Genomic DNA, 18,512 nt, shown 5'->3' on the forward strand with positions numbered 1-18,512 from the left:
TCAGCCTTCGAGCACCTCCCGGAGTTTCTCGGCGAAGGCCACCGGCTGGCCGGCGTAACCGAACTCGCCGCCCAGGAACCCGCCGTGGTGACTCGGGAACACGGTCGCTTCCTGCCCGAGCAGCTCGGCCGTGCCGATCGCGGCACGCCCGGTGAACACCTGCCGGCTTTCCTCACCGACGGCGACGACGATGCGCGTCGGCGCCGCGGTGAGCGCTTCGACGTCGAGCCGGTAGCCGGTCACCCCGACGGAACGTTCGCTCAGCACCGGGTCGTCACGACGGCCGTCGTCCTCGGCAGGCAGCCCGAACTGGGCCGGGTCGGCCGGCGGGAGCGCGAAGTAGGCGTCGGTGAACTCGCCCTCCCACGCCCCCAGCGCCATGAACGCCGCCATGCCGGCGCCGGAGCCCTTGGCCTGATAGACCTCCCGCATCAGCCGGCCGGCCCGCTCCGCCGCGGCGGCGTCCGGAAGCGAACCGTTGAGCGGCGGCTCGTGGGCGACGAACGTGCGGACGGCCTCCGGGTGCGCCGTGACCAGCGCGAACCCGGCGACCGCACCCCCGCTGCTCCCGAACACGTCGACGGGACCGGCCCCGAGCGCCCGGATGACGGCGTGGACGTCCTCGGCCTGCACGGCGGGCACGTGGTCGACCCGCCCGTCCTTGCGGACGCTGCGCCCGAGCCCGCGCGGGTCGTAGGTGACGACGGTGCGGTCGGCGAAGTGCGACGCCAGGGTGCCGAACCCCTCGGCGGTCATCGGCTGCCCGATCATCAGCAGCGGTGGCCGCGGGCTTTCGGCGGGCGCCGGGCCGTGGACGTCGTAGACGATGTCGGCCTCGGGTGTTTCCAGTGTGTGCGTGGTGGCCATGGGTTCCTCCCCGTCAGGTTTCCCGCGGAGGGTAGACCGGGGCACCGACAGTTTCCGCGGCTTCGACCGCGGCGGAAGAGCCCCCGGCAGGAGTCGAACCTGCGACCTGCGGCTCCGGAAGCCGCTGCTCCGTCCACTGAGCTACGGGGGCGCACCCGCGTCGCCCGCACTGTTGCGGCCGAGACGAGCGCAGGGAAAAACGGCACCGGCGGAAGGAGTCGAACCCTCGGGCCGCGGTTTTGGGGACCGCGCCGCTTCCGAAGCACGCCGATAAGGGAAATGCGAACACACGAAAAAAGAAAGCCGCCCGATCGGTTTCCCGAGGGGCGGCTCCCGTGGCCATGACGAGGACTACGTCAGGTTCGGGAGCCGGGAAGGCGCCGCCAGCGCAGGTGAGCGGCCTCCGACGCACGCACGGCTACGGCGGCGTGCCGTACCTCTCGCGTCACCATGTGCGCCATGACCCATCCCGTGGTTTGTTTCGTGTGGCCCCACTATCACGCACAGAACCGCGATAGGTCAACGCGTTTACGGGAATGGATTCCCGCCGCGCGCCCGCGGGGCGAAGAGAGCCGGCAAGGGGGCTCGAACCCCTGACCTTCTGTTTACAAGACAGATGCTCTACCAGCTGAGCTATACCGGCCTGGCGCCAGGACGCCGGACACAGTGTACCGAGCCGCCTCCCATGATCCGTTCGGGAGGCAAGATCAGCAGGTCCAGGCCACTATGGAGCGACGTGGTGGACGCCACTCCATGATCCGTGCAACGGTCGGCGGGTAGCCGTCGATGGTCATCGGGGAACGAGCGAGGAGGTGGATGGATCATGAAGATCAACGAGCGCACCAACGGGGGCCGGGCGACCAGATGGCCCCTCCTCGAACCCCCCGCGCAACGCCCCATGGTCCACCGCCCCAACCTGCTCAAGCGGCGGCCGTGGCACGTCCTCGAAGCGCCGACCGGCGAGTTCCCCGCCGTCGACGCCGACGAGGCCATGGGGCCGCAGCTGCCCGACGAAGCCACCGTCAACTTCGTCCTCGACCTGAGCCTGCGCATCGGCGAGGTCCAGATGGCCAGCGGCGCCGGCGCGTCGGACGTCACCGCGACGATCATCGCCATCGCCGGGGCGCTCGGGCTGCCGCACTGCGAGGTCGACGTCATCTTCACGTCGATCACCGTGACCTGCCACCGCGGCACCGACCTGACGCCGATCACCGCGCTGCGCGTCGTCCGGAGCCGGAGCCTCGACTACACGCGGCTGACCGAGACCGAAAAACTCGTCCGCAAGATCGTCCGCGGGCACATGGGTGCCGAGCAGGCGCAGACCGAGCTGGAGCGGATCACCTCCGCGCCGCACCCGTACCCGCGCTGGGTCGCGACGCTGTCCTGGGGCGGCGTCGCCGCGTTCGTCACCATCCTGCTCGGCGGCGGGTTCGACATCGCGCTCGTCGCGTTCGTCATCAGCGGTGTCATCGACCGGGTCGGCCGGGTGGTGAACCGCTACGGGCTGCCGTTCTTCTTCCAGCAGGTGGTCGGTGGCCTGGTCGCGACGCTCTCGGCCATGGTCATCGTCAGCAGCAACGTGCTGACCACCGACAAGCCGACGCTGGTCGTCGCGGCCGCGGTCACCGTGCTGCTGTCCGGCCTGTCCACCGTCTCGGCCGTGCAGGACGCCATCACCGGCTACAACGTCACCGCCGCCGGGCGCACCATGGAGACCGCGCTGATGTCGGCGGGGCTGATCGCCGGGGTGGTGCTCGCCCTGCGGATCGCCGTCATGCTCGGGCTGCCGCGCACCCCGCTGCCCGAGGTGACCGGGTCGACGCCGCAGCAGCTGCCGCTCGTCGTGCTCGGCGGGGCCGGCGCCTCCGCCTGCTTCGCCCTCGCGAGCTACTCGAAGATGCGCGCGATGCTGGTCGCGGCGGCCGCGGGCGGCATCGGCGCCGCCGTCTACGGCTCGCTGATGCTGGCCAAGCTGGACGGCGTCAGCTCGTCCGCGGTGGCCGCGACCCTGGTCGGGTTCTGCGGTGGCGTGCTCGCGCGGCGGCTCGGCGTTACTCCACTGGTGGTCGCCGTGTCCGGGATCACTCCGCTGCTTCCCGGCCTGTCGACCTACCGTGGTCTGTACCAAATCGGGGTCGAGCCGAGCGGCAACATCTCGACGCTCATGACGGCCGTCGCAATCGGGCTTGCGCTGGCAGCGGGCGTGGTACTCGGGGAATGGCTCGCCCAGCCGGTCCGGACCGGCCTGGGCAGGCTGGAGCGCCGGTTCGCCGGACCACGCATGGCCGGTCCGCTCGAACCGACGGAACGGAGCTTGGAGTAATACCGCGGTCACCGAATGTTCATCGCTCACGCGATAGGGTTTCACTCTGGGGCCGCGACCCAGAACGCGAGGAGCAGGCGACGTGAGTGACCAGAAGGAGAACTCGAACCAGGCCGATTTCGTCGTGGTGGCGAACCGGCTACCGGTGGACCTGGAACGCACGGCCGAGGGCGAACGCCGCTGGACGGCCAGCCCGGGCGGGCTGGTGTCGGCGCTGGAGCCGTTCCTGCGGTCACGGAAGGGCGCCTGGGTGGGCTGGCCGGGCATACCCGACGTCGACGTCGAGGAATTCGACGACGACGGCCTCGTGCTGCACCCGGTTTCGTTGAGCGCCGACGAAGTGCGCGACTACTACGAAGGTTTCTCCAACGCGACGCTCTGGCCGCTCTACCACGACGTCGTCGAGCGCCCGGTGTTCGACCGCGCGTGGTGGAACAGCTACGTCAAGGTGAACCGCCGGTTCGCGCAGGCCAGCGCCGAGGTCGCCGCCAAGGGCGCGACCGTGTGGATCCAGGACTACCAGCTCCAGCTGGTGCCGGCCATGCTGCGGGAGCTGAGACCAGACCTGCGCATCGGCTTCTTCCTGCACATCCCGTTCCCGCCGGTCGAGCTGTTCATGCAGATGCCGTGGCGGGCCGCGATCATCCGCGGCCTCACCGGCGCGGACCTGGTCGGCTTCCACCGCCCCGGCGGTGCCCAGAACTTCCTCTGGCTGTGCCGCCAGCTGATCGGCCTCGAGTCGACGCGCGGCGCGGTCGGCGTCCGGTCGCGGCCGGGCACCATGCAGGTCGGCGACCGGACCGTGCGGGTCGGCGCCTTCCCCATCTCCATCGACGCCGCGGGCCTCGACAGTCTCGCCCGCACCAAGGGCGTCCAGGAGCGGGCGGCCCAGCTGCGGCGCGACCTCGGCAACCCCAAGACGGTGCTGCTCGGCGTCGACCGGCTCGACTACACCAAGGGCATCGACCTGCGGCTGCAGGCGCTGCACGAGCTGCTGCACGAGGGCAGGCTGCAGCCGGACGACGTCACGTTCGTCCAGCTCGCCACCCCGAGCCGCGAGCGCGTCGAGCACTACCAGCGGATGCGCGGCGAGATCGAGCAGATGGTCGGCCGGATCAACGGCGAGTTCTCCCGCGTCGGCCACCCGGTCGTGCACTATTTGCACCAGTCCGTGGACCGCACCGAGCTGGCCGGTTTCTTCTCCGCTGCCGATGTCATGGTGGTGACGCCGCTGCGCGACGGCATGAACCTCGTGTGCAAGGAGTACGTCGCCGCGCGGCACGATCTGGGCGGTGCGCTGGTGCTTTCCGAGTTCGCGGGTGCCGCCGCGGAGCTCTCTAGCGCATTCCTCGTCAACCCGCACGACCTGGACGGGGTGAAGGACGCACTAGTGGCTGCCATTACGCTCGACCCGGCCGAGGGCCGTCGCCGGATGCGCGCCATGCGTCGCCAGGTCCTCACCCATGACGTCGACCGTTGGGCGCGCTCGTTCCTGCAAGCGTTGGGTGCCGAAGGGGTCGACTGACACAGTCCTGACCCATGCACGAGCTCCTGAGGAGGAGTGTTGACTGCCGAGGCCCTGCCCGCCGAGCTGCGGCGTGCGATCGTCCAGATCGCCCGCACGCCGCGCCTGCTGGTCGCTTGCGACTACGACGGCACGCTGGCACCCATCACCCTCAACCCCGACGAGGCACGCCCGCTGCCCGAGTCCGTCGGGGCCCTCAGATCGCTCGCCGGTCTGCACGAGACCACCACGGCGGTCATCTCCGGCCGTGCGCTGCGCGACCTGGCCACGCTCTCGCGGCTGCCGGCCGAGGTGAACCTCGTCGGCAGCCACGGCTCGGAGTTCGACATCGGCTTCATCCACGCCCTCGACGAGAAGGCGCGGGAGCTGCACCGGCGGCTGGAGACCGAGCTCGAACAACTCGTGCTGGACGTCCCGGGCGTGTCGCTGGAGGTCAAGCCGGCGAGCATCGCGGTGCACGTCCGCCGCGCCGAGCACGAGGCAGGCCGCCGCGTGCTCGCGGCCGTCCACTCGGGACCGTCGACGTGGGAGGGCGTCTCGACCACCGACGGCAAGGAGGTGGTCGAGCTGGCGGTCGTCCAAACGGACAAAGGCCGCGCACTGGACATCCTGCGCCACCAGGTGGGCGCCACGGCGGCGATCTTCCTGGGCGACGACGTCACCGACGAGAAGGCCTTCGCCCGGCTGTCCGGCCCCGACCTGGGCATCAAGGTCGGCGACGGCGAGACGCTCGCCGGGTTCCGCGTGCCCGACACCGTCGACGTCGCCCTGGTGCTCGGCTTCCTCCTCGAGGAACGCCGGAACTGGCTGTACGGCGAGTCGGCCCCGCCGATCGAGCGCCTGTCGATGCTGGCCAACGAGCGCTCGGTCGCGCTGCTGACGCCGGACGCGAAGCTGACCTGGCTCTGCCACCCCGGGCCGGACGCGCCCGCGGTGTTCGCCGACCTGCTCGGCGGCGAAGGCGCCGGCCACTTCTCGATCAAGCCGCACCGCAACGGCCTCCCGCTCGGCCAGCGCTACCTGCCGAACACGATGACGGTCGAGACGCGCTGGTCGCGCCTGCTCGTCACCGACTACCTCGAGCCGGAGAGCGCCCCGCACCGGACGGACCTCGTCCGCGTCGTCTCGGGCGAGGCGGCCGCGAGCGTCACGTTCGCGCCGCGGCCCGAGTTCGGCGGCGTGCCGGTGAAGCTGGAGGTCACCGAGGGCGGCGTGCGGGTGCTCGGCACGTCAGAGCCGTTCGTGCTGTACTCGCCGGGCGTCGAGTGGACCATCACCTCCGACGGCCTGCACGACACGGCGTCCGCGCTGGTGCAGCCGACGCCGACCCAGCCGGTCGTGCTGGAGCTGCGCTGCGGCACCACCGACCTCGGCCCGCACGAACTGTCCGAAGTGGAGCGCCGCGACCGCGCCGGCCGCTACTGGAGCGAGTGGACGTCGAAGCTGCAGCTGCCCAAGGTGCAGACCGACCTGGTGCTGCGCTCGGCGCTGACCCTGCGCGGCCTGGTCAACACCGACACCGGCGGGGTGCTGGCGGCGGCGACGTCGTCGCTGCCGGAGGAAATCGGCGGCGTCCGCAACTGGGACTACCGCTACTGCTGGATCCGCGACGCGGCGATGACCGTGCGGGAGCTGGTGCACCTGGGCTCGATCGAGGAGGCCGAGGGCTACCTGCGCTGGCTGCACGGCGTGCTCGCCACGCTGGCCGGCCCGGAGCGGCTGCACCCGCTGTACACCCTCGCCGGCAGCGTCATCGGCGCCGAAGCGGTCATCGAGTCGCTGCCCGGTTACGCCGGTTCGCGCCCGGTCCGGGTCGGCAACCTGGCGAACCACCAGGTCCAGCTGGACGTGTTCGGCCCGGTCGTCGAGCTCGTGCAGACCCTGGCCGCGGCGCGCCACGAGCTGCGCGACGAGGACTGGCAGATGGTCCGCGCGATGGCGGAAGCCGTGACGCGGCGCTGGAACGAGCCGGACCACGGGATCTGGGAGGAGCGGCACGTGCCGCGCCACCGGGTCTACTCGCGGGTCATGTGCTGGGTGACCATCGACCGCGCGATCAAGCTGGGCGAGCAGTACGGCCGCGAGATCCCGGGCAACTGGCACGGCCTGCGCGAGGAGATCAAGGACGACGTCCTCACGCACGGCTGGAACGACGAGGTCCAGGCGTTCACCACGGCCTACGACGGCACGGACCTCGACGCGGCCTCGCTGTTCGTCGGGCTCACCGGCCTGATCGACCCGGCCGACGACCGCTTCCAGCAGACGGTGACCGCGATCGAGGCGGAGCTGCGCAGTGGGTCCACTGTGTACCGTTACCGCCGCGACGACGGCCTCCCGGGCGGCGAGGGCGGCTTCCACATCTGCGCGGCGTGGCTGATCGAGGCGTACCTGCTCACCGGGCGGCGCACCGAGGCGCAGGAGCTGTTCGACCAGATCGTCGCGGCGGCCGGCCCGACCGGCCTGCTGCCGGAGCAGTACGACCCGATCGCGGAACGCTCGCTCGGCAACCACCCGCAGGCCTATTCGCACATCGGGCTCATCCGGTGCGCCAACTTGCTGGCGGCCAGTTAGCCCTTTCGGTCCGAAAGTCCGTGAAGGCCACGTTGAGGGACGGTTAGTCCCTTACTGTGGCCTTCACGGCTTTCGGAGGTGAGACGGGTGCAGGGGACCTTCGGCCAGGTCGAGTTCGTGCCGTTGCCCCCGCGGTTCGCCGACCGGGTGCGCTGGGGCTCGGTGGTCGTCGGCTGCTCGATGATCGCCGGGATGGTGCTGCTGTTCGGGCTGACGACGTACCTGCAGGGCATCGTGCACGGGCACGCCTTCCCGGACACGCTGCTCGGCAAGGCCGCCGCGGTGCTGCCGCCGCTGGGCGTGCTGGCGATCGCGGTGCTGGTGCTGACCTGCCGCCGCTGCCTCCGCGGCGACTACCTGGTGGTGGCGAGCGCACAGGCGACCCGGAGCGCGCTGCTGTTCACGTACCTGTTGACGCTGGTGCTGATCCTCGGGTCGTTCGCGGTGCCGATCGTGTTCCGGGTGTGGCGTGACACCCCGGAGCTGCAGGCGCCCGACCTGCTGACGACGTTCTCGACGCTCGCCTTCGCCACCATGGGTTTCCTGGCGGGGATCTTCTACGTGCGGCCGTCGGTGGAGACGCTCAGGAAGTACAGCGACCACCCGATCTGGTAGGTCCTTTTTAGACAGTTCACCCCTCCCCGAACGTCTTGAATGACTCATTCATGACGTCGGAGGTCATGAATGGGTCATTCAAGACGTCCCAGACCGACCCGGCCAGCGTGCAGAATTTTCTTTGCATAGTTTTCTCTGCACGGCTACAGTGAAGCCATGACCAGCGCTCCACCACCGGAAGAGCTCGACCCGGACGCCCTCAAAGCCGTCACGCACCCCCTGCGCCGCCGGATCCTCGGCGTGCTCTCCGCGGGCCCGGCCACGGCCACGAAGCTCGCCCAGGCCCTGGGCGAGAACACCGGCGCGACCAGCTACCACCTGCGTGAGCTGGCCCGCTTCGGGTTCGTCGAGGACGTCCCGGAGCTCGCGCGGGGCAAGGAACGGTGGTGGCGGACGCGGCGGCGGGACATCCGCTGGCCGCGCCGCAGCGAGCAGAGCGCCGAATCCCGGGTGCTGTTCGACGACATGCAGCGGCAGGGGTTCGAGGAAGACCTCGAGAAGCTCAACCGGTTCGCGGAAAAGCGCGAAGAGCTGCCCGGCGATTGGCCGGACGCGCTGCTCTACGCCCGCGGCGGCACGTGGCTCACCACGGAGGAGCTCAAGCAGTTCTGGGACGACTACATGGAGCTGTTCCGCCGGTACTGGCGAAGCGAGGACGACCGGTCACCGGAAGCGCGGCGCGTGCTCGTGCGCTGGCTCGCGTTTCCGGATCCAGGGGAATGACATGACACCAAGGGGATTTCCATGCGAAGAGGGGTTCTGCTGGCCGGGGCGATCCTGGCGGTCACGGCGCTGGCGCCACCGGCGTCGGCCGCGCAGGTGACCAACGACGAGGTGACGTTCACCAACGGCGGGGTGACCTTGCACGGCACCGTCGTCGCCCCGCCCGGGGGCACGAAACTGCCGGGTCTGGTGATGGTCCACGGCTCGGGGGCGCACAGCCGGGACGACTACCGCGAGCAGGCGGAAGCCTTTGCGCGGCAAGGCATTGCCACACTCATCTACGACAAGCGCACAGACGGCTATTCACAGTTCGAACGGTCGTACTCGACCCTCGCGGACGACGCGCTGGCCGCGGTTTCCGTGCTGCGCAAGCGGTCCGACGTCGATCCGGCCCGGGTCGGTGTCTGGGGGCTGAGCGAGGGCGGCTGGGTGGCGCCGCTGGCGGCTTCACGTTCGTCGGACGTCGCGTTCGTCGTGACGCTGGGCGCGAACGGCATCGAGCCGTCGCGGCAGCAGGCGTGGGCGGTCGAGAACCAGCTGCGGCAGCTGGGAATGACCGGTTCGATGGTGCGGATGGCGTCCTCGACGATGATGCGCCAGCTCGTCGGTGGCGGGATCTTCCCGGAGGCGCACTACGACCCGGTGCCCGTGCTGAAGAGCCTGCGGCAGCCGGTACTCGGGTTGTGGGGCGCGAAGGACATCCTGACCCCGCCGGGCGAAGCGGTCCGGATCTTCCGGGATTCGGTGGCCCACCACACTTTGCGGGTCTTCCCGGACGCGCAGCACCAGCTGCGCCGGACCACGGACGGCTTCGACAAGCTGCCCGGGTACGCGCCCGGCTACCTCGAACTGGTGGGCAGCTGGGTGAACAACCCGCCCAGCACGTCGACCGCCGACACCCCGCCGGCGCAGGACCGGCCGAGCACCGCCGTCACGCCGCTCGCCTGGTACGAGCCGACGTGGCTGCAGCTCGCCGTGCTGGTGTTCCTGCTGGTGGCGTTCGCCTGGTACCCGCTGTTCCGGCGCGGCGCCGGGGCGCGGCCGGCCCGCTGGCTGACCGCGACCGGGCTGCTCACCGTGCTCGGTTTCCTGGTCGTCGACGTCCTGCTCCAGCTGTCCATGGGCAAGGGGCTGGGCCCGGTCGTCGCCGGCCGTCCGCTGCCGTGGCTGGCGCTGCAGCTGCTCGCGCTGGGCACGGTGGCCGCCACCATCGGCACGGCGGTGGCGTGGTGGCGCCACCGCGGTCTCCGGCTCGGCGTCCTCCTCGCCGGCGGCGTGGTGTTCGTGCCGTGGGCGGTCTACTGGGGACTGCTGGGCGTCTGAGCCGTCTGCTCTCAGCGAATCCGCCGGGCCGGGCGGAGCTCCCGTGCTTGGGTGTCGGGATGGAGATCCTGGTGCTGGGCGGAACGGCGTGGGTGGCTCGTGAGCTGGCGCGGCAGGCGCTCGGACGCGGCCACCGGGTGACCTGCCTCGCGCGGGGCGAGAGCGGGGAAGTCGCCGCCGGAGCGACCCTGGTCGCCGCCGACCGGCGCGATCCCGCGGCCTACGATCCCCTGCTGGACCGGGTGTGGGACGCGGTCGTCGAGGTGTCGTGGCAGCCGGGGTTCGTCCGCGGCGCGCTCGACGCGCTGGGTGGCAAGGCCGGGCACTGGGTGTACGTCTCGTCCGGCAACGCCTACGCCTCCCACGCCACGCCGGGCGCGGACGAGTCCGCGCCCCTGCTTCCCCCGACCGACCGGAGCGAGGTCGGCCGCGAGCTGTACGGCGAGGCGAAGGTCGCCTGCGAGCAGGCGTCGGCGGCCGCGGTGGGCGACCGCCTGCTCGTCGCCCGGGCCGGCCTCATCGGCGGTCCGGGCGACCACACCGGGCGCTCCGGCTACTGGGTCGCCCGCGCCGCCCGCGATCCGCGGGGGCCGATGCTGGTCCCCGGCACGCCGTCGGTGCCCACCCAGGTGGTCGACGTGCGGGACCTGACGTCCTGGCTGCTCGACTGCGCGGAGGCGGGGACCACCGGCACGTACAACGCGGTCGGCCCGGTCGTCCCGTTCGGGGAGTGGATCGAGCTCTCCCGCGCCGCCGGCGGGCACACCGGCCCGGTGGTCACCGCCGAACCGGCGTGGCTGCTGGCGAACGGGGTGAAGGAGTACATGGGGCCCGAATCGCTGGCGATGTGGCTGGTCGAGCCGGGCTGGGAGGGGTGGTCGGCCCGCGACGGCTCCGCGGCCCGCGCCGCGGGGCTGCGCCACCGGCCCCGGACCGAGCTGCTGGCCGACACCCTGAGCTGGGAACGCGAGCAGGGGCTGGACCGGGAACGACGGGCGGGTCTGAGCGCGCGACGCGAGCGCGAGCTGCTCGACGCCCTGGCCTGACAGCGCCGGCGGTGGGTTCGCCCGTGAACGCGGACGAGGCCTGCGGGCAACTGGGCATGCAGGTGATCCACGAGGGCTCGGACCTCTGGCGCCGGAGGTAGGTTCGCCCGTGAACGCAGACGAAGCCTGCGGGCAACTGGGGGCATGCAGGTGATCCACGAGGGTTCGGAGCTCTGGGGGCACGACCGCCCCGACCTGAGCGGACCCGAGCCCGGGCCGGCGTTCGGGCGGCTCTTCGACGCCCACGCCGCGCAGCTGCGGCGGTACCTGGCCCGCCGGGTCGGGGCCGAACCGGCGAACGACCTCGTCGCCGAGACCTTCCTCGTCGCGTTGCGGCGGCGGGAGACCTACCGGCCCGAGCTGGGCACCGCCCGGTCGTGGCTCTACGGCATCGCCACCAACCTGCTGCGCCACCACGTGCGGTCCGAACTGCGCGGGCTGCAGGCCACCGCGCGGCTCGCCCGGACCGGCGAAGCCAGCCACGCCGGCCACGACGGCCGGGTCGCCGAGCAGGTCGACGCCCAGGTGCGGGCCGCACAGCTGGCCGGTGCGCTGGCCCGGCTCAGCCCGGCCGATCGCGACACGCTGCTGCTCGTGTCCTGGGCCGGGCTCGAGCCGGCCGAGGTCGCCGAGGCCCTCGGTGTCCCGCCGGGTACCGTCCGGTCCCGGTTGCACCGGATCAGACGCTGGCTCAGGACGAACGCCCCGGCCCAAGAGGAGGTGCAGGACCTTGCGTGAAGACAACGTCCGGAAGATCTGGTCCGAAGCCGAACTCAACGCGGCGCTCGCGGACCTGAACAGCGACGTCGGCGAAGACGACGGGCTCGCCTTCGCCCGCACGTCCCTGCTCGCCGCGGCCGGCGGCGAAGAGGCTCCGCCCGCCGAGCCGCGCCGGACCGGGGCGTGGCGGTGGCTGGCCGTGGCCGCGGCCGTCGTCACCCTGGTCGGCGGGCTCGGCGTCGCCACCGCGGTGTGGACGCCGGACCCGGCACCGGAGATGTCCCGGCCCGCCGCGTCCACCGATCCCGACCGCCCGCTCGCGCCCGGCGAGTTCCACTACACCGAAATCCGCGACTGGACGACGCAGGCAGGCCCCGGGTTCGCGGACAAGGTCCAGCGGCGGATCGAACTCTGGATCCCGGCCGATCCCACCGGCGTGTGGCACCGGCGCACGACGCTGACGGCCGCCGGGCACTGGGCGGACGGCCGGACCGGCGAACCACTCCCCGGCCCCGTCGACGAGTACGGCCTGGGCGGCGTGTTCCCCGGCCACCCCGACTTCGCCGGGATGTACAAGCCGGGCTGGGTCACGCCGCTGGTGAACTGGCTGAGCCCGGACGCGGCGTTCGTCGCCTCGCTCGTGCCCGACCGGGATCAGCTGGGCCGACGGCTGCGGTTCGACACGGTCGAGACCAGTGATCCCGGCGGGGGCCTCGCCCACCGGCCCGGTCAGTCGCTCGCGATGGCCCGGAGCGCGCTGGGAACCGGCCTGCTCCGGCCGGACGTCCGGTTCGCGCTGCTCGACGCGCTCGCCGGAATTCCGGACATCGTCGTCACCCCGCACTCGGCGACCCCGGACGGCCGGACGGCGACCGTCTACTTCGCCCCGGACATCGGACAGCGGCTGTACGTCGACCCGGCGACCGCGCGGCTGCTGGCCGCGGACAGCTCGCCCACCCCGGTCGCCACCAGCCGGATCCAGCTGCCGAAGAGCTCGACTCCGGTCACGCCGAGCTCCGTGGTCGTGCCGAACACCACGACGACCCAGCTCCGCCCCACCCCGGACCGCCACAACGTCCCGGACGTGCAGTACTCCTACGCCATCACGCAGACCTCGGGGTGATCAGCGCGCGTGCCCGGCGGCGTTCAGCGCGTCCGCGACGTTCGCCACTTCGAGGACCCGGATCCCGGCGGGCGGCTTGCCCGAGTCCGGCGGGACCAGCGCGTGCGTGAACCCGAGCCGGGCCGCCTCCGCCAGGCGGCGGCCCACGCTCGGCACCCGCCGGATCTCCCCGGCCAGCCCGACCTCGCCGACCGACACGAGCCGGGGCGACAGCGCGACGTCTTCGAAGCTCGACGTCAGGGCCAGCACCAGCGCCAGGTCGATGCCCGGCTCGGTGATCTTCATGCCGCCGACGGTGGCCGCGTAGACGTCCTTGTCGCCGAGCTTCAGCCCGCCGCGCTTCTCCAGCACGGCCAGGACCATCGCCACCCGGGCGGAGTCGAGGCCGCTGACCGCGCGCCGCGGCTGCGGGGCCGCCGTCGCCGACACCAGGGCCTGCACCTCGCCCAGCAGCGGCCGCTTGCCCTCCAGCGAGACCGTGATCGCCGTGCCGGACACCGGCTCGGCCGTACGGCTCATGAACAGCCCCGACGGGTCCGGCACCCCGACGATGCCTTCTTCCTGCAGCTCGAAGCAGCCGATCTCGTCGGCCGCGCCGAACCGGTTCTTGATGCCGCGGACCATCCGCAACGTCGAGTGCTTGTCGCCCTCGAACTGCAGCACCACGTCCACCAGGTGCTCCAGCACGCGCGGGCCGGCCACCGAGCCGTCCTTCGTGACGTGCCCCACCAGCACCACCGGCAGCCCGCGTTCCTTGGCCAGCGCGACCAGCCCGGACGTCACCGCGCGGACCTGCGTCACGCCGCCGGGTGAGCCGTCGACCTGTGGCGACGCCATGGTCTGCACCGAGTCGACGATCAGCACGCCGGGCTTGACGTCGTCGACGTGGCCCAGGATGGCCGAAAGGTCGCTCTCGGCGGCCAGGAACATCCGGTCGTGGACGTTGCCCGTTCGCTCGGCGCGCAACCGGACCTGGCCCGCGGACTCCTCGCCGGTGACGTAGAGGGACCGGTCGACCGTCTTCGCCCACTGGTAGGCGACCTCGAGCAGCAGGGTCGACTTGCCGACACCCGGTTCACCCGCGAGCAGCACCACCGCGCCCGGCACCAGGCCGCCGCCGAGCACCCGGTCGAGCTCCGGGACCCCGGTGCGTCGGGCGCGCGCCGCTTCGACGTCGACCTCGCCGATCGGCCGCGCGGGCGCACTCGGCGCCCCGGCCGCGACGCGCTGGATGGCCGGCTTGACCGGCGCCCCGCGCTCCTCGAACGAGCCCCATTCCTGGCACTCCGGACACCGGCCCAGCCACTTGGCCGCTTCGTACCCGCAGCTCCCGCAGCGGTAGGTGGTCCCCTTCTTCACCCCGCGAGGCTATCGGCGACCACCGACAAAACCGGGGACCTACTCCTTGGCGTGCGCCGGCGCCGCGACCGGCAGCTCGACCGTGACCGGTCCGGCGTTCCGGAAGACGAAGGTGACCTTGATGACCTGACCCGGCCACAGCGGCTGCTTCAGCGCGGCCAGCGTCACGGTGGCCTGGCCGACCTTCTCCGGCGCGGTCGGCGTCGCGGCGGGGCCGGACGACGGGACCTCGGAGGTGGCCGTGGCGGTGAGGTTGTTGCCCGGGCTGTTGGTGGCCGAGCTGCTGCCGGGCGGGGTGGCGCTGGACGTCGGAGCGCTCGACGACGACGGCGCGCCCGAGGTCGTGGACTGCACCTCGTTCGTGGACTCGACGGCGTCGTCGGGGCCGATCACCAGGGAGTGCCCGGCGACGATGGTCTTCGAGCCGGCGATGGTCGCCTGGCCGCCGCCTTCGGTGGTCACCGAAACGAGGGAGTCGTCCTGGGCGTCGCGGTTCACGATCGTCAGGGTCAGCGCCGGGGTCGCGCCGGCCGCGTAGCCCGGGCCCGACGTCGGGTACTGGACCGCGGCGTTGCGCAGGTCGATGTTCTTGACCTGGGCGTGCGTCCCGTTGACCGCGGCCTGCTGCGTCGAGGTCTGGGTGATCTGGCCGGCCCCGCACCCGGCGAGCACGAGCGCGGCACCGAGCGCCAGCACGCCCGCGCCGAGCACGCGACGATTCTGCAGCCTCACGTCGCAGTCCTTCCCTTTTCACGGCCTCGTCGCCCCGAAGACTAGCCGGGGTCGATCTCCGCCGCGGAACGGGTGTGCGTTGCCGGGGCCCGGCGACCAAGATCAACCGTCCACAAAGGATTTCCCGGCCTGTGACGAAACGCTTCCCCGCTACCTGCGTGAGCACGGGGGTCCGACGTTTGTCAACCCCCGCCCAAGCCGCTGACCTGCGAGGACGAGTCCGGCCCGCTAGGTGGGCACTGGCGGCCCGTGCTAGGATGGAGTCAGCGAAAGGGGCAGAGGACACATGGTTTTCAAGGTCGGAGAGACCGTCGTCTACCCGCACCACGGTGCCGCACTCATCGAAGCCATCGAGACCCGCGTGATCAAGGGCGAGGAAAAGAAGTACCTCGTCCTCAAGGTCGCGCAAGGGGATCTCACGGTTCGCGTGCCCGCAGACAACGCCGAAATCGTCGGCGTCCGCGATGTCGTCGGGCAAGAAGGACTGGACAAGGTCTTCGACGTTCTGCGTGCTCCGCACACCGAAGAGCCCACCAACTGGTCTCGTCGGTACAAGGCCAACCTCGAGAAGCTCGCCTCCGGCGATGTGAACAAGGTGGCCGAAGTGGTGCGCGACCTCTGGCGGCGAGAGAAGGACCGCGGACTTTCAGCCGGTGAGAAGCGCATGCTGGCGAAGGCGCGGCAAATTCTGGTCAGCGAGCTCGCGCTCGCGGAGGGCACCGACGAGGACAAGGCTGAGGTCCTCCTCGACGAAGTTCTGGAAACCGCGACGGTCTGAGCCCGGGGCCTTCCCACTCGACGGGCGGGTGGGTGCCTCTACGATCGCGTACCGATGAACGTCGTCGCGATCGTGACCGTCGCACATCATGCCTCCGACGGAGAGTCCGCTCTCACGCCGGTCCATGGTGAGGCGCTACTCACGCACACCGTGCGGGGGCTGCTCGGCGTACCGGAGATCGATCTGGTGCTCGTGGCGGCCCCCCAGCGGTGTGCGTCGTCGTTTTCCGAGGCGATCGGTGGCCTCGGGTGCCGGGTCGTCCCCGGCTCGCTCCGGCAGGCCTTCGCCGTCGTCGAGCCCGAACTTCCCCGTGACTCAGTTGTACTCCTCCACGACGCGCTGCGGGCCTTTATTCCTGCGCAAACAGTGCGTGACGTCATCAACGCCGTCCGTGACGGCGCTCCGGTGGTGGTCCCGGTGCTGCCGATGGCCGACACGGTGAAGGTGACCGACGCGGCGTCGCTCATCGTCGGCACGGAGGACCGGACGCGGCTGCGCACCCTCCAGACGCCCGTGGGCTACGCGTTCGAGGCCTTCCGGCCGGACCTCGCCCCCGCCGGCGCGGCCACGGTCGACGGCCACCCGGACGCGATGCGCGTCACCACCGAGTTCGAACTGTCCCTGGCCGAGGCGATCGCGGCGGCACCGAAGAACGAGGAGACGCTGTGAGGGTCGGCAACGGGGTGGACGTCCACCCGATCGAACCGGGCCGCGAGTGCTGGATGGCGGGGCTCCTCTGGCCGGACGCGGACGGCTGCGCGGGCCACTCGGACGGCGACGTCGCCGCCCACGCCCTGTGCGACGCCCTCCTCTCGGCCGCCGGCCTCGGCGACCTGGGCGCGGTGTTCGGCACCGGCGACCCCCGGATGGACGGCGCGCACGGCACGGACATGCTGGTGGAGGTCCGCGGCCTGCTCGAAGCGGCGGGCTGGCGGGTGGGGAACGCCACGGTCCAGGTCGTGGGCAACTCACCGCGCATCGGGAAGCGGCGCGACGAGGCGCAGAAGGTGCTGTCGGAGGCGGTGGGCGGCCCGGTGAGCGTGTCGGGGACCACGTCGGACGGCCTGGGCCTGACTGGCCGGGGTGAGGGCATCGCGGCCTTCGCGACAGCCCTGCTGTTCCCCCGGACGCAGTGAATGACTCATTCACTGCGTCGGACGCCAGGAATGAGTCATTCACTACATCGGTAGGCGCGGAATAGGCCCCCACCCGCACCGGTTCGGCGTGATATGTCCCTCACTCTCTCGGACGACGTCCGCGCGCTGATCGACGGCAAGAACTTCGCCACGGTCGCCACCCTCGACCCCGATGGCGGCCCGCAGACCTCCGTCGTCTGGATCGGCCTCGACGACGGCGATCTCGTCTTCAGCGCGACCGAGGACCGCCGCAAGGTCCGCAACCTGCGGCGCGACCCCCGGGTCAGCGTCTCGATCACCGACGCGGAGAACCCCTACCGGCACACGCAGCTGCGCGGCACGGTGACGATCACCCCCGACCCGGGCAAGACTCTCCCCAAGACGCTCAGCCACAAGTACCTCGCCCAGGACCCGCCGCCCGAGGGCGCGGACGTCCAGAGGGTGGTCGTGCGCCTGAAAATCGACAAGATCGCCGGCAACGTGAAATAGGGTCCGATCATGGGTGTGACTTTCAACGAGGCCACCAAGGCCCTCTTCGACGGCAAGAACTTCCCGGTGGTCGCCACCATCAACGCCGACGGCTCGGTGCAGACGTCCGTCGTCTGGGCCAAGCGGGACGGCGACGACGTCCTCTTCGCCACCGTCCGCGGGCGGCTCAAGGAGCGGAACCTGCGGCGCGACCCGCGGGTCTCGCTGTCCGTCTTCGACCTCGAGGACCCGCTCAAGTACGTCGAGGTCCGCGGCCGCGCCGAGATCACCGAGGAAGGCGGCCGGGAGCTCATCAACGAGCTCTCGCACAAGTACGACGGCAAGGACTTCCGCACCGAACCGCCGGAGGTCGTCCGCGTGGTCGTGCGGGTCGTCCCGGACAAGGTCACCGGCTACGCCGCGTGACGTGACGCCGGTCGCGGGCGCCGCTTGCGCGCCCGCGGCCTCGCTAGGCTGGGCGACATGACGATCAGGGCGGTGTTGTTCGACTTCTCCGGCACGCTGTTCCGCCTCGAGCAGGACGAGTCCTGGCTCAGCGAACTGACCGGCCACGACGGCGATCCGCTCGACGTCGAGGCCCAAGCCGAGCTGATGCGCCGGATGACCGCCCCGGTGGGGCAGGTCGTCGACCTGGACGCCGAGCACCAGCACGCCTGGCACCACCGCGACCGCGACCCGCAGCTGCACCGGAAGGTGTACCTCGAGGTGCTCAAGAAATCCGGCGTTCCGCACGCCGACCAGGCGAAGGCGCTGTACGACCGGCTCATCGACCCCAGCCAGTGGACGCCGTACCCGGACACCGAAGCCGCGCTGAAGGCCGCCGCCGAACGCGGGCTGAAGGTCGGCGTGCTGAGCAACATCGCCTTCGACATCCGGCCCGCCTTCGCCGCCCGCGGGTGGGACGCCTACGTCACCGAGTTCGTGCTGTCCTTCGAGGTCGGCGCGGTCAAGCCGGAGCTGGAGATCTTCCGCAAGGCCGTCGAGGCCCTCGGCGTCCCGGCCACCGAGACGCTGATGGTCGGCGACAGCGAGGAGGCCGACGGCGGCGCCCGCGCCCTGGGCTGCGAGTTCGCGCTGGTCGACCCGCTGCCGACGGCCGAACGGCCGGATGCCCTGCTCACGGCGTTGCGCGGCTTCGGCGTGGCTTGAGGGCCAGAGACATCGCTCACGCCCGACCCCGTA

Annotated in this window: 18 protein-coding genes and 3 tRNA genes; 15 read left to right on the forward strand and 6 right to left on the reverse strand. The window is 71.4% G+C overall.

Annotated elements, in window-relative coordinates; all coding sequences use genetic code 11:
• From ACFPLC_RS10695 to ACFPLC_RS10710, 4 genes are all read right to left on the reverse strand, one after another.
• Complete coding sequence (locus tag ACFPLC_RS10695) at positions 1-867, reverse strand: alpha/beta fold hydrolase (RefSeq protein ID WP_378206330.1); 867 nt, start codon at positions 865-867, stop codon at positions 1-3.
• A 78-nt stretch (positions 868-945) separates the two neighbouring features.
• Positions 946-1,018, reverse strand: a tRNA-Arg gene (locus ACFPLC_RS10700).
• A 52-nt stretch (positions 1,019-1,070) separates the two neighbouring features.
• Positions 1,071-1,139, reverse strand: a tRNA-Trp gene (locus tag ACFPLC_RS10705).
• Between the two features lie 298 nt (positions 1,140-1,437).
• Positions 1,438-1,510, reverse strand: a tRNA-Thr gene (locus tag ACFPLC_RS10710).
• Between the two features lie 180 nt (positions 1,511-1,690).
• Here ACFPLC_RS10710 and ACFPLC_RS10715 point away from each other — a divergent pair.
• The 9 genes from ACFPLC_RS10715 (at position 1,691) to ACFPLC_RS10755 (ending at position 12,836) form a co-directional block, all read left to right on the forward strand.
• Positions 1,691-3,190, forward strand: coding sequence for a threonine/serine exporter family protein (locus ACFPLC_RS10715; protein ID WP_378206333.1), 1,500 nt, complete (start codon positions 1,691-1,693; stop codon positions 3,188-3,190).
• 82 nt (positions 3,191-3,272) lie between these two features.
• Positions 3,273-4,715 carry an alpha,alpha-trehalose-phosphate synthase (UDP-forming) gene (locus ACFPLC_RS10720; protein WP_378206336.1) on the forward strand — a complete coding sequence of 481 codons (1,443 nt, stop codon included), beginning with the start codon at positions 3,273-3,275 and terminating at the stop codon, positions 4,713-4,715.
• A 39-nt stretch (positions 4,716-4,754) separates the two neighbouring features.
• A complete protein-coding gene (otsB, locus tag ACFPLC_RS10725; protein ID WP_378206339.1) occupies positions 4,755-7,286 on the forward strand; it encodes a trehalose-phosphatase in 2,532 nt (843 codons plus the stop codon).
• Positions 7,287-7,373: 87 nt separating this feature from the next.
• Complete coding sequence (locus ACFPLC_RS10730; protein WP_378206342.1) at positions 7,374-7,901, forward strand: hypothetical protein; 528 nt, start codon at positions 7,374-7,376, stop codon at positions 7,899-7,901.
• Positions 7,902-8,057: 156 nt separating this feature from the next.
• Entirely contained in the window at positions 8,058-8,624 is a 567-nt protein-coding gene (locus tag ACFPLC_RS10735; protein WP_378206344.1) for an ArsR/SmtB family transcription factor, read from the forward strand.
• A gap of 21 nt (positions 8,625-8,645) precedes the next feature.
• Positions 8,646-9,947 carry an alpha/beta hydrolase family protein gene (locus tag ACFPLC_RS10740; protein WP_378206347.1) on the forward strand — a complete coding sequence of 434 codons (1,302 nt, stop codon included), beginning with the start codon at positions 8,646-8,648 and terminating at the stop codon, positions 9,945-9,947.
• A 59-nt stretch (positions 9,948-10,006) separates the two neighbouring features.
• Positions 10,007-10,993, forward strand: coding sequence for an NAD-dependent epimerase/dehydratase family protein (locus ACFPLC_RS10745; RefSeq protein ID WP_378206349.1), 987 nt, complete (start codon positions 10,007-10,009; stop codon positions 10,991-10,993).
• 144 nt (positions 10,994-11,137) lie between these two features.
• Positions 11,138-11,731, forward strand: a complete 594-nt coding sequence (locus ACFPLC_RS10750) for an RNA polymerase sigma factor (protein ID WP_378206352.1) — start codon at positions 11,138-11,140, stop codon at positions 11,729-11,731.
• Positions 11,724-12,836, forward strand: coding sequence for a hypothetical protein (locus tag ACFPLC_RS10755; protein ID WP_378206355.1), 1,113 nt, complete (start codon positions 11,724-11,726; stop codon positions 12,834-12,836). Before ACFPLC_RS10750 ends, ACFPLC_RS10755 begins: the two co-directional genes overlap by 8 nt.
• Here the strand turns inward: ACFPLC_RS10755 and radA are convergent, their stop codons facing one another.
• Together radA and ACFPLC_RS10765 are read right to left on the reverse strand one after the other, a co-directional pair.
• Positions 12,837-14,195, reverse strand: a complete 1,359-nt coding sequence (radA, locus tag ACFPLC_RS10760) for a DNA repair protein RadA (RefSeq protein WP_191315539.1) — start codon at positions 14,193-14,195, stop codon at positions 12,837-12,839.
• A gap of 39 nt (positions 14,196-14,234) precedes the next feature.
• Positions 14,235-14,927: a copper chaperone PCu(A)C gene (locus ACFPLC_RS10765; RefSeq protein ID WP_378206358.1), complete on the reverse strand. Its 693-nt coding sequence runs from the start codon at positions 14,925-14,927 to the stop codon at positions 14,235-14,237.
• A gap of 286 nt (positions 14,928-15,213) precedes the next feature.
• Between ACFPLC_RS10765 and ACFPLC_RS10770 the strand changes: the two genes are divergently transcribed.
• The 6 genes from ACFPLC_RS10770 to ACFPLC_RS10795 all read left to right on the forward strand — a co-directional run bounded on the left by ACFPLC_RS10770 (position 15,214) and on the right by ACFPLC_RS10795 (position 18,479).
• A complete protein-coding gene (locus ACFPLC_RS10770) occupies positions 15,214-15,705 on the forward strand; it encodes a CarD family transcriptional regulator (protein ID WP_004559016.1) in 492 nt (163 codons plus the stop codon).
• 54 nt (positions 15,706-15,759) lie between these two features.
• Complete coding sequence (locus tag ACFPLC_RS10775) at positions 15,760-16,374, forward strand: IspD/TarI family cytidylyltransferase (protein ID WP_378206362.1); 615 nt, start codon at positions 15,760-15,762, stop codon at positions 16,372-16,374.
• Positions 16,371-16,841 (forward strand): 2-C-methyl-D-erythritol 2,4-cyclodiphosphate synthase, encoded by a 471-nt coding sequence (gene ispF / locus ACFPLC_RS10780; protein WP_378206365.1) that lies wholly within the window; start codon positions 16,371-16,373, stop codon positions 16,839-16,841. Before ACFPLC_RS10775 ends, ispF begins: the two co-directional genes overlap by 4 nt.
• 93 nt (positions 16,842-16,934) lie before the next feature.
• Entirely contained in the window at positions 16,935-17,330 is a 396-nt protein-coding gene (locus ACFPLC_RS10785; RefSeq protein ID WP_378206368.1) for a PPOX class F420-dependent oxidoreductase, read from the forward strand.
• Positions 17,331-17,339: 9 nt separating this feature from the next.
• On the forward strand, positions 17,340-17,735 hold the full coding sequence (locus tag ACFPLC_RS10790; RefSeq protein WP_191315534.1) for a PPOX class F420-dependent oxidoreductase: 396 nt from the start codon (positions 17,340-17,342) through the stop codon (positions 17,733-17,735).
• A gap of 57 nt (positions 17,736-17,792) precedes the next feature.
• The gene (locus ACFPLC_RS10795; RefSeq protein WP_378206371.1) at positions 17,793-18,479 is read left to right on the forward strand and encodes an HAD family hydrolase; all 687 of its coding nucleotides are present in this window, start codon (positions 17,793-17,795) and stop codon (positions 18,477-18,479) included.
• The last annotated feature ends 33 nt before the right edge of the window (positions 18,480-18,512 follow it).

The sequence above is a fragment of the Amycolatopsis plumensis genome, from assembly GCF_042652605.1.
GTDB classification, from domain to species: domain Bacteria; phylum Actinomycetota; class Actinomycetes; order Mycobacteriales; family Pseudonocardiaceae; genus Amycolatopsis; species Amycolatopsis plumensis.

Excerpts from the sequence above, each read along its gene's own strand:
- ACFPLC_RS10715 (WP_378206333.1), top strand. The coding sequence starts at position 1,691 with ATGAAGATCAACGAGCGCACCAACGGGGGCCGGGCGACCAGATGGCCC.
- ACFPLC_RS10790 (WP_191315534.1), top strand. The coding sequence starts at position 17,340 with ATGGGTGTGACTTTCAACGAGGCCACCAAGGCCCTCTTCGACGGCAAG.
- ACFPLC_RS10795 (WP_378206371.1), top strand. The coding sequence starts at position 17,793 with ATGACGATCAGGGCGGTGTTGTTCGACTTCTCCGGCACGCTGTTCCGC.
- ACFPLC_RS10770 (WP_004559016.1), top strand. The coding sequence starts at position 15,214 with ATGGTTTTCAAGGTCGGAGAGACCGTCGTCTACCCGCACCACGGTGCC.
- ACFPLC_RS10750 (WP_378206352.1), top strand. The coding sequence starts at position 11,138 with ATGCAGGTGATCCACGAGGGTTCGGAGCTCTGGGGGCACGACCGCCCC.
- ACFPLC_RS10745 (WP_378206349.1), top strand. The coding sequence starts at position 10,007 with ATGGAGATCCTGGTGCTGGGCGGAACGGCGTGGGTGGCTCGTGAGCTG.
- ACFPLC_RS10735 (WP_378206344.1), top strand. The coding sequence starts at position 8,058 with ATGACCAGCGCTCCACCACCGGAAGAGCTCGACCCGGACGCCCTCAAA.
- ACFPLC_RS10785 (WP_378206368.1), top strand. The coding sequence starts at position 16,935 with ATGTCCCTCACTCTCTCGGACGACGTCCGCGCGCTGATCGACGGCAAG.
- ACFPLC_RS10775 (WP_378206362.1), top strand. The coding sequence starts at position 15,760 with ATGAACGTCGTCGCGATCGTGACCGTCGCACATCATGCCTCCGACGGA.
- ACFPLC_RS10740 (WP_378206347.1), top strand. The coding sequence starts at position 8,646 with ATGCGAAGAGGGGTTCTGCTGGCCGGGGCGATCCTGGCGGTCACGGCG.
- ACFPLC_RS10695 (WP_378206330.1), bottom strand. The coding sequence starts at position 867 with ATGGCCACCACGCACACACTGGAAACACCCGAGGCCGACATCGTCTAC.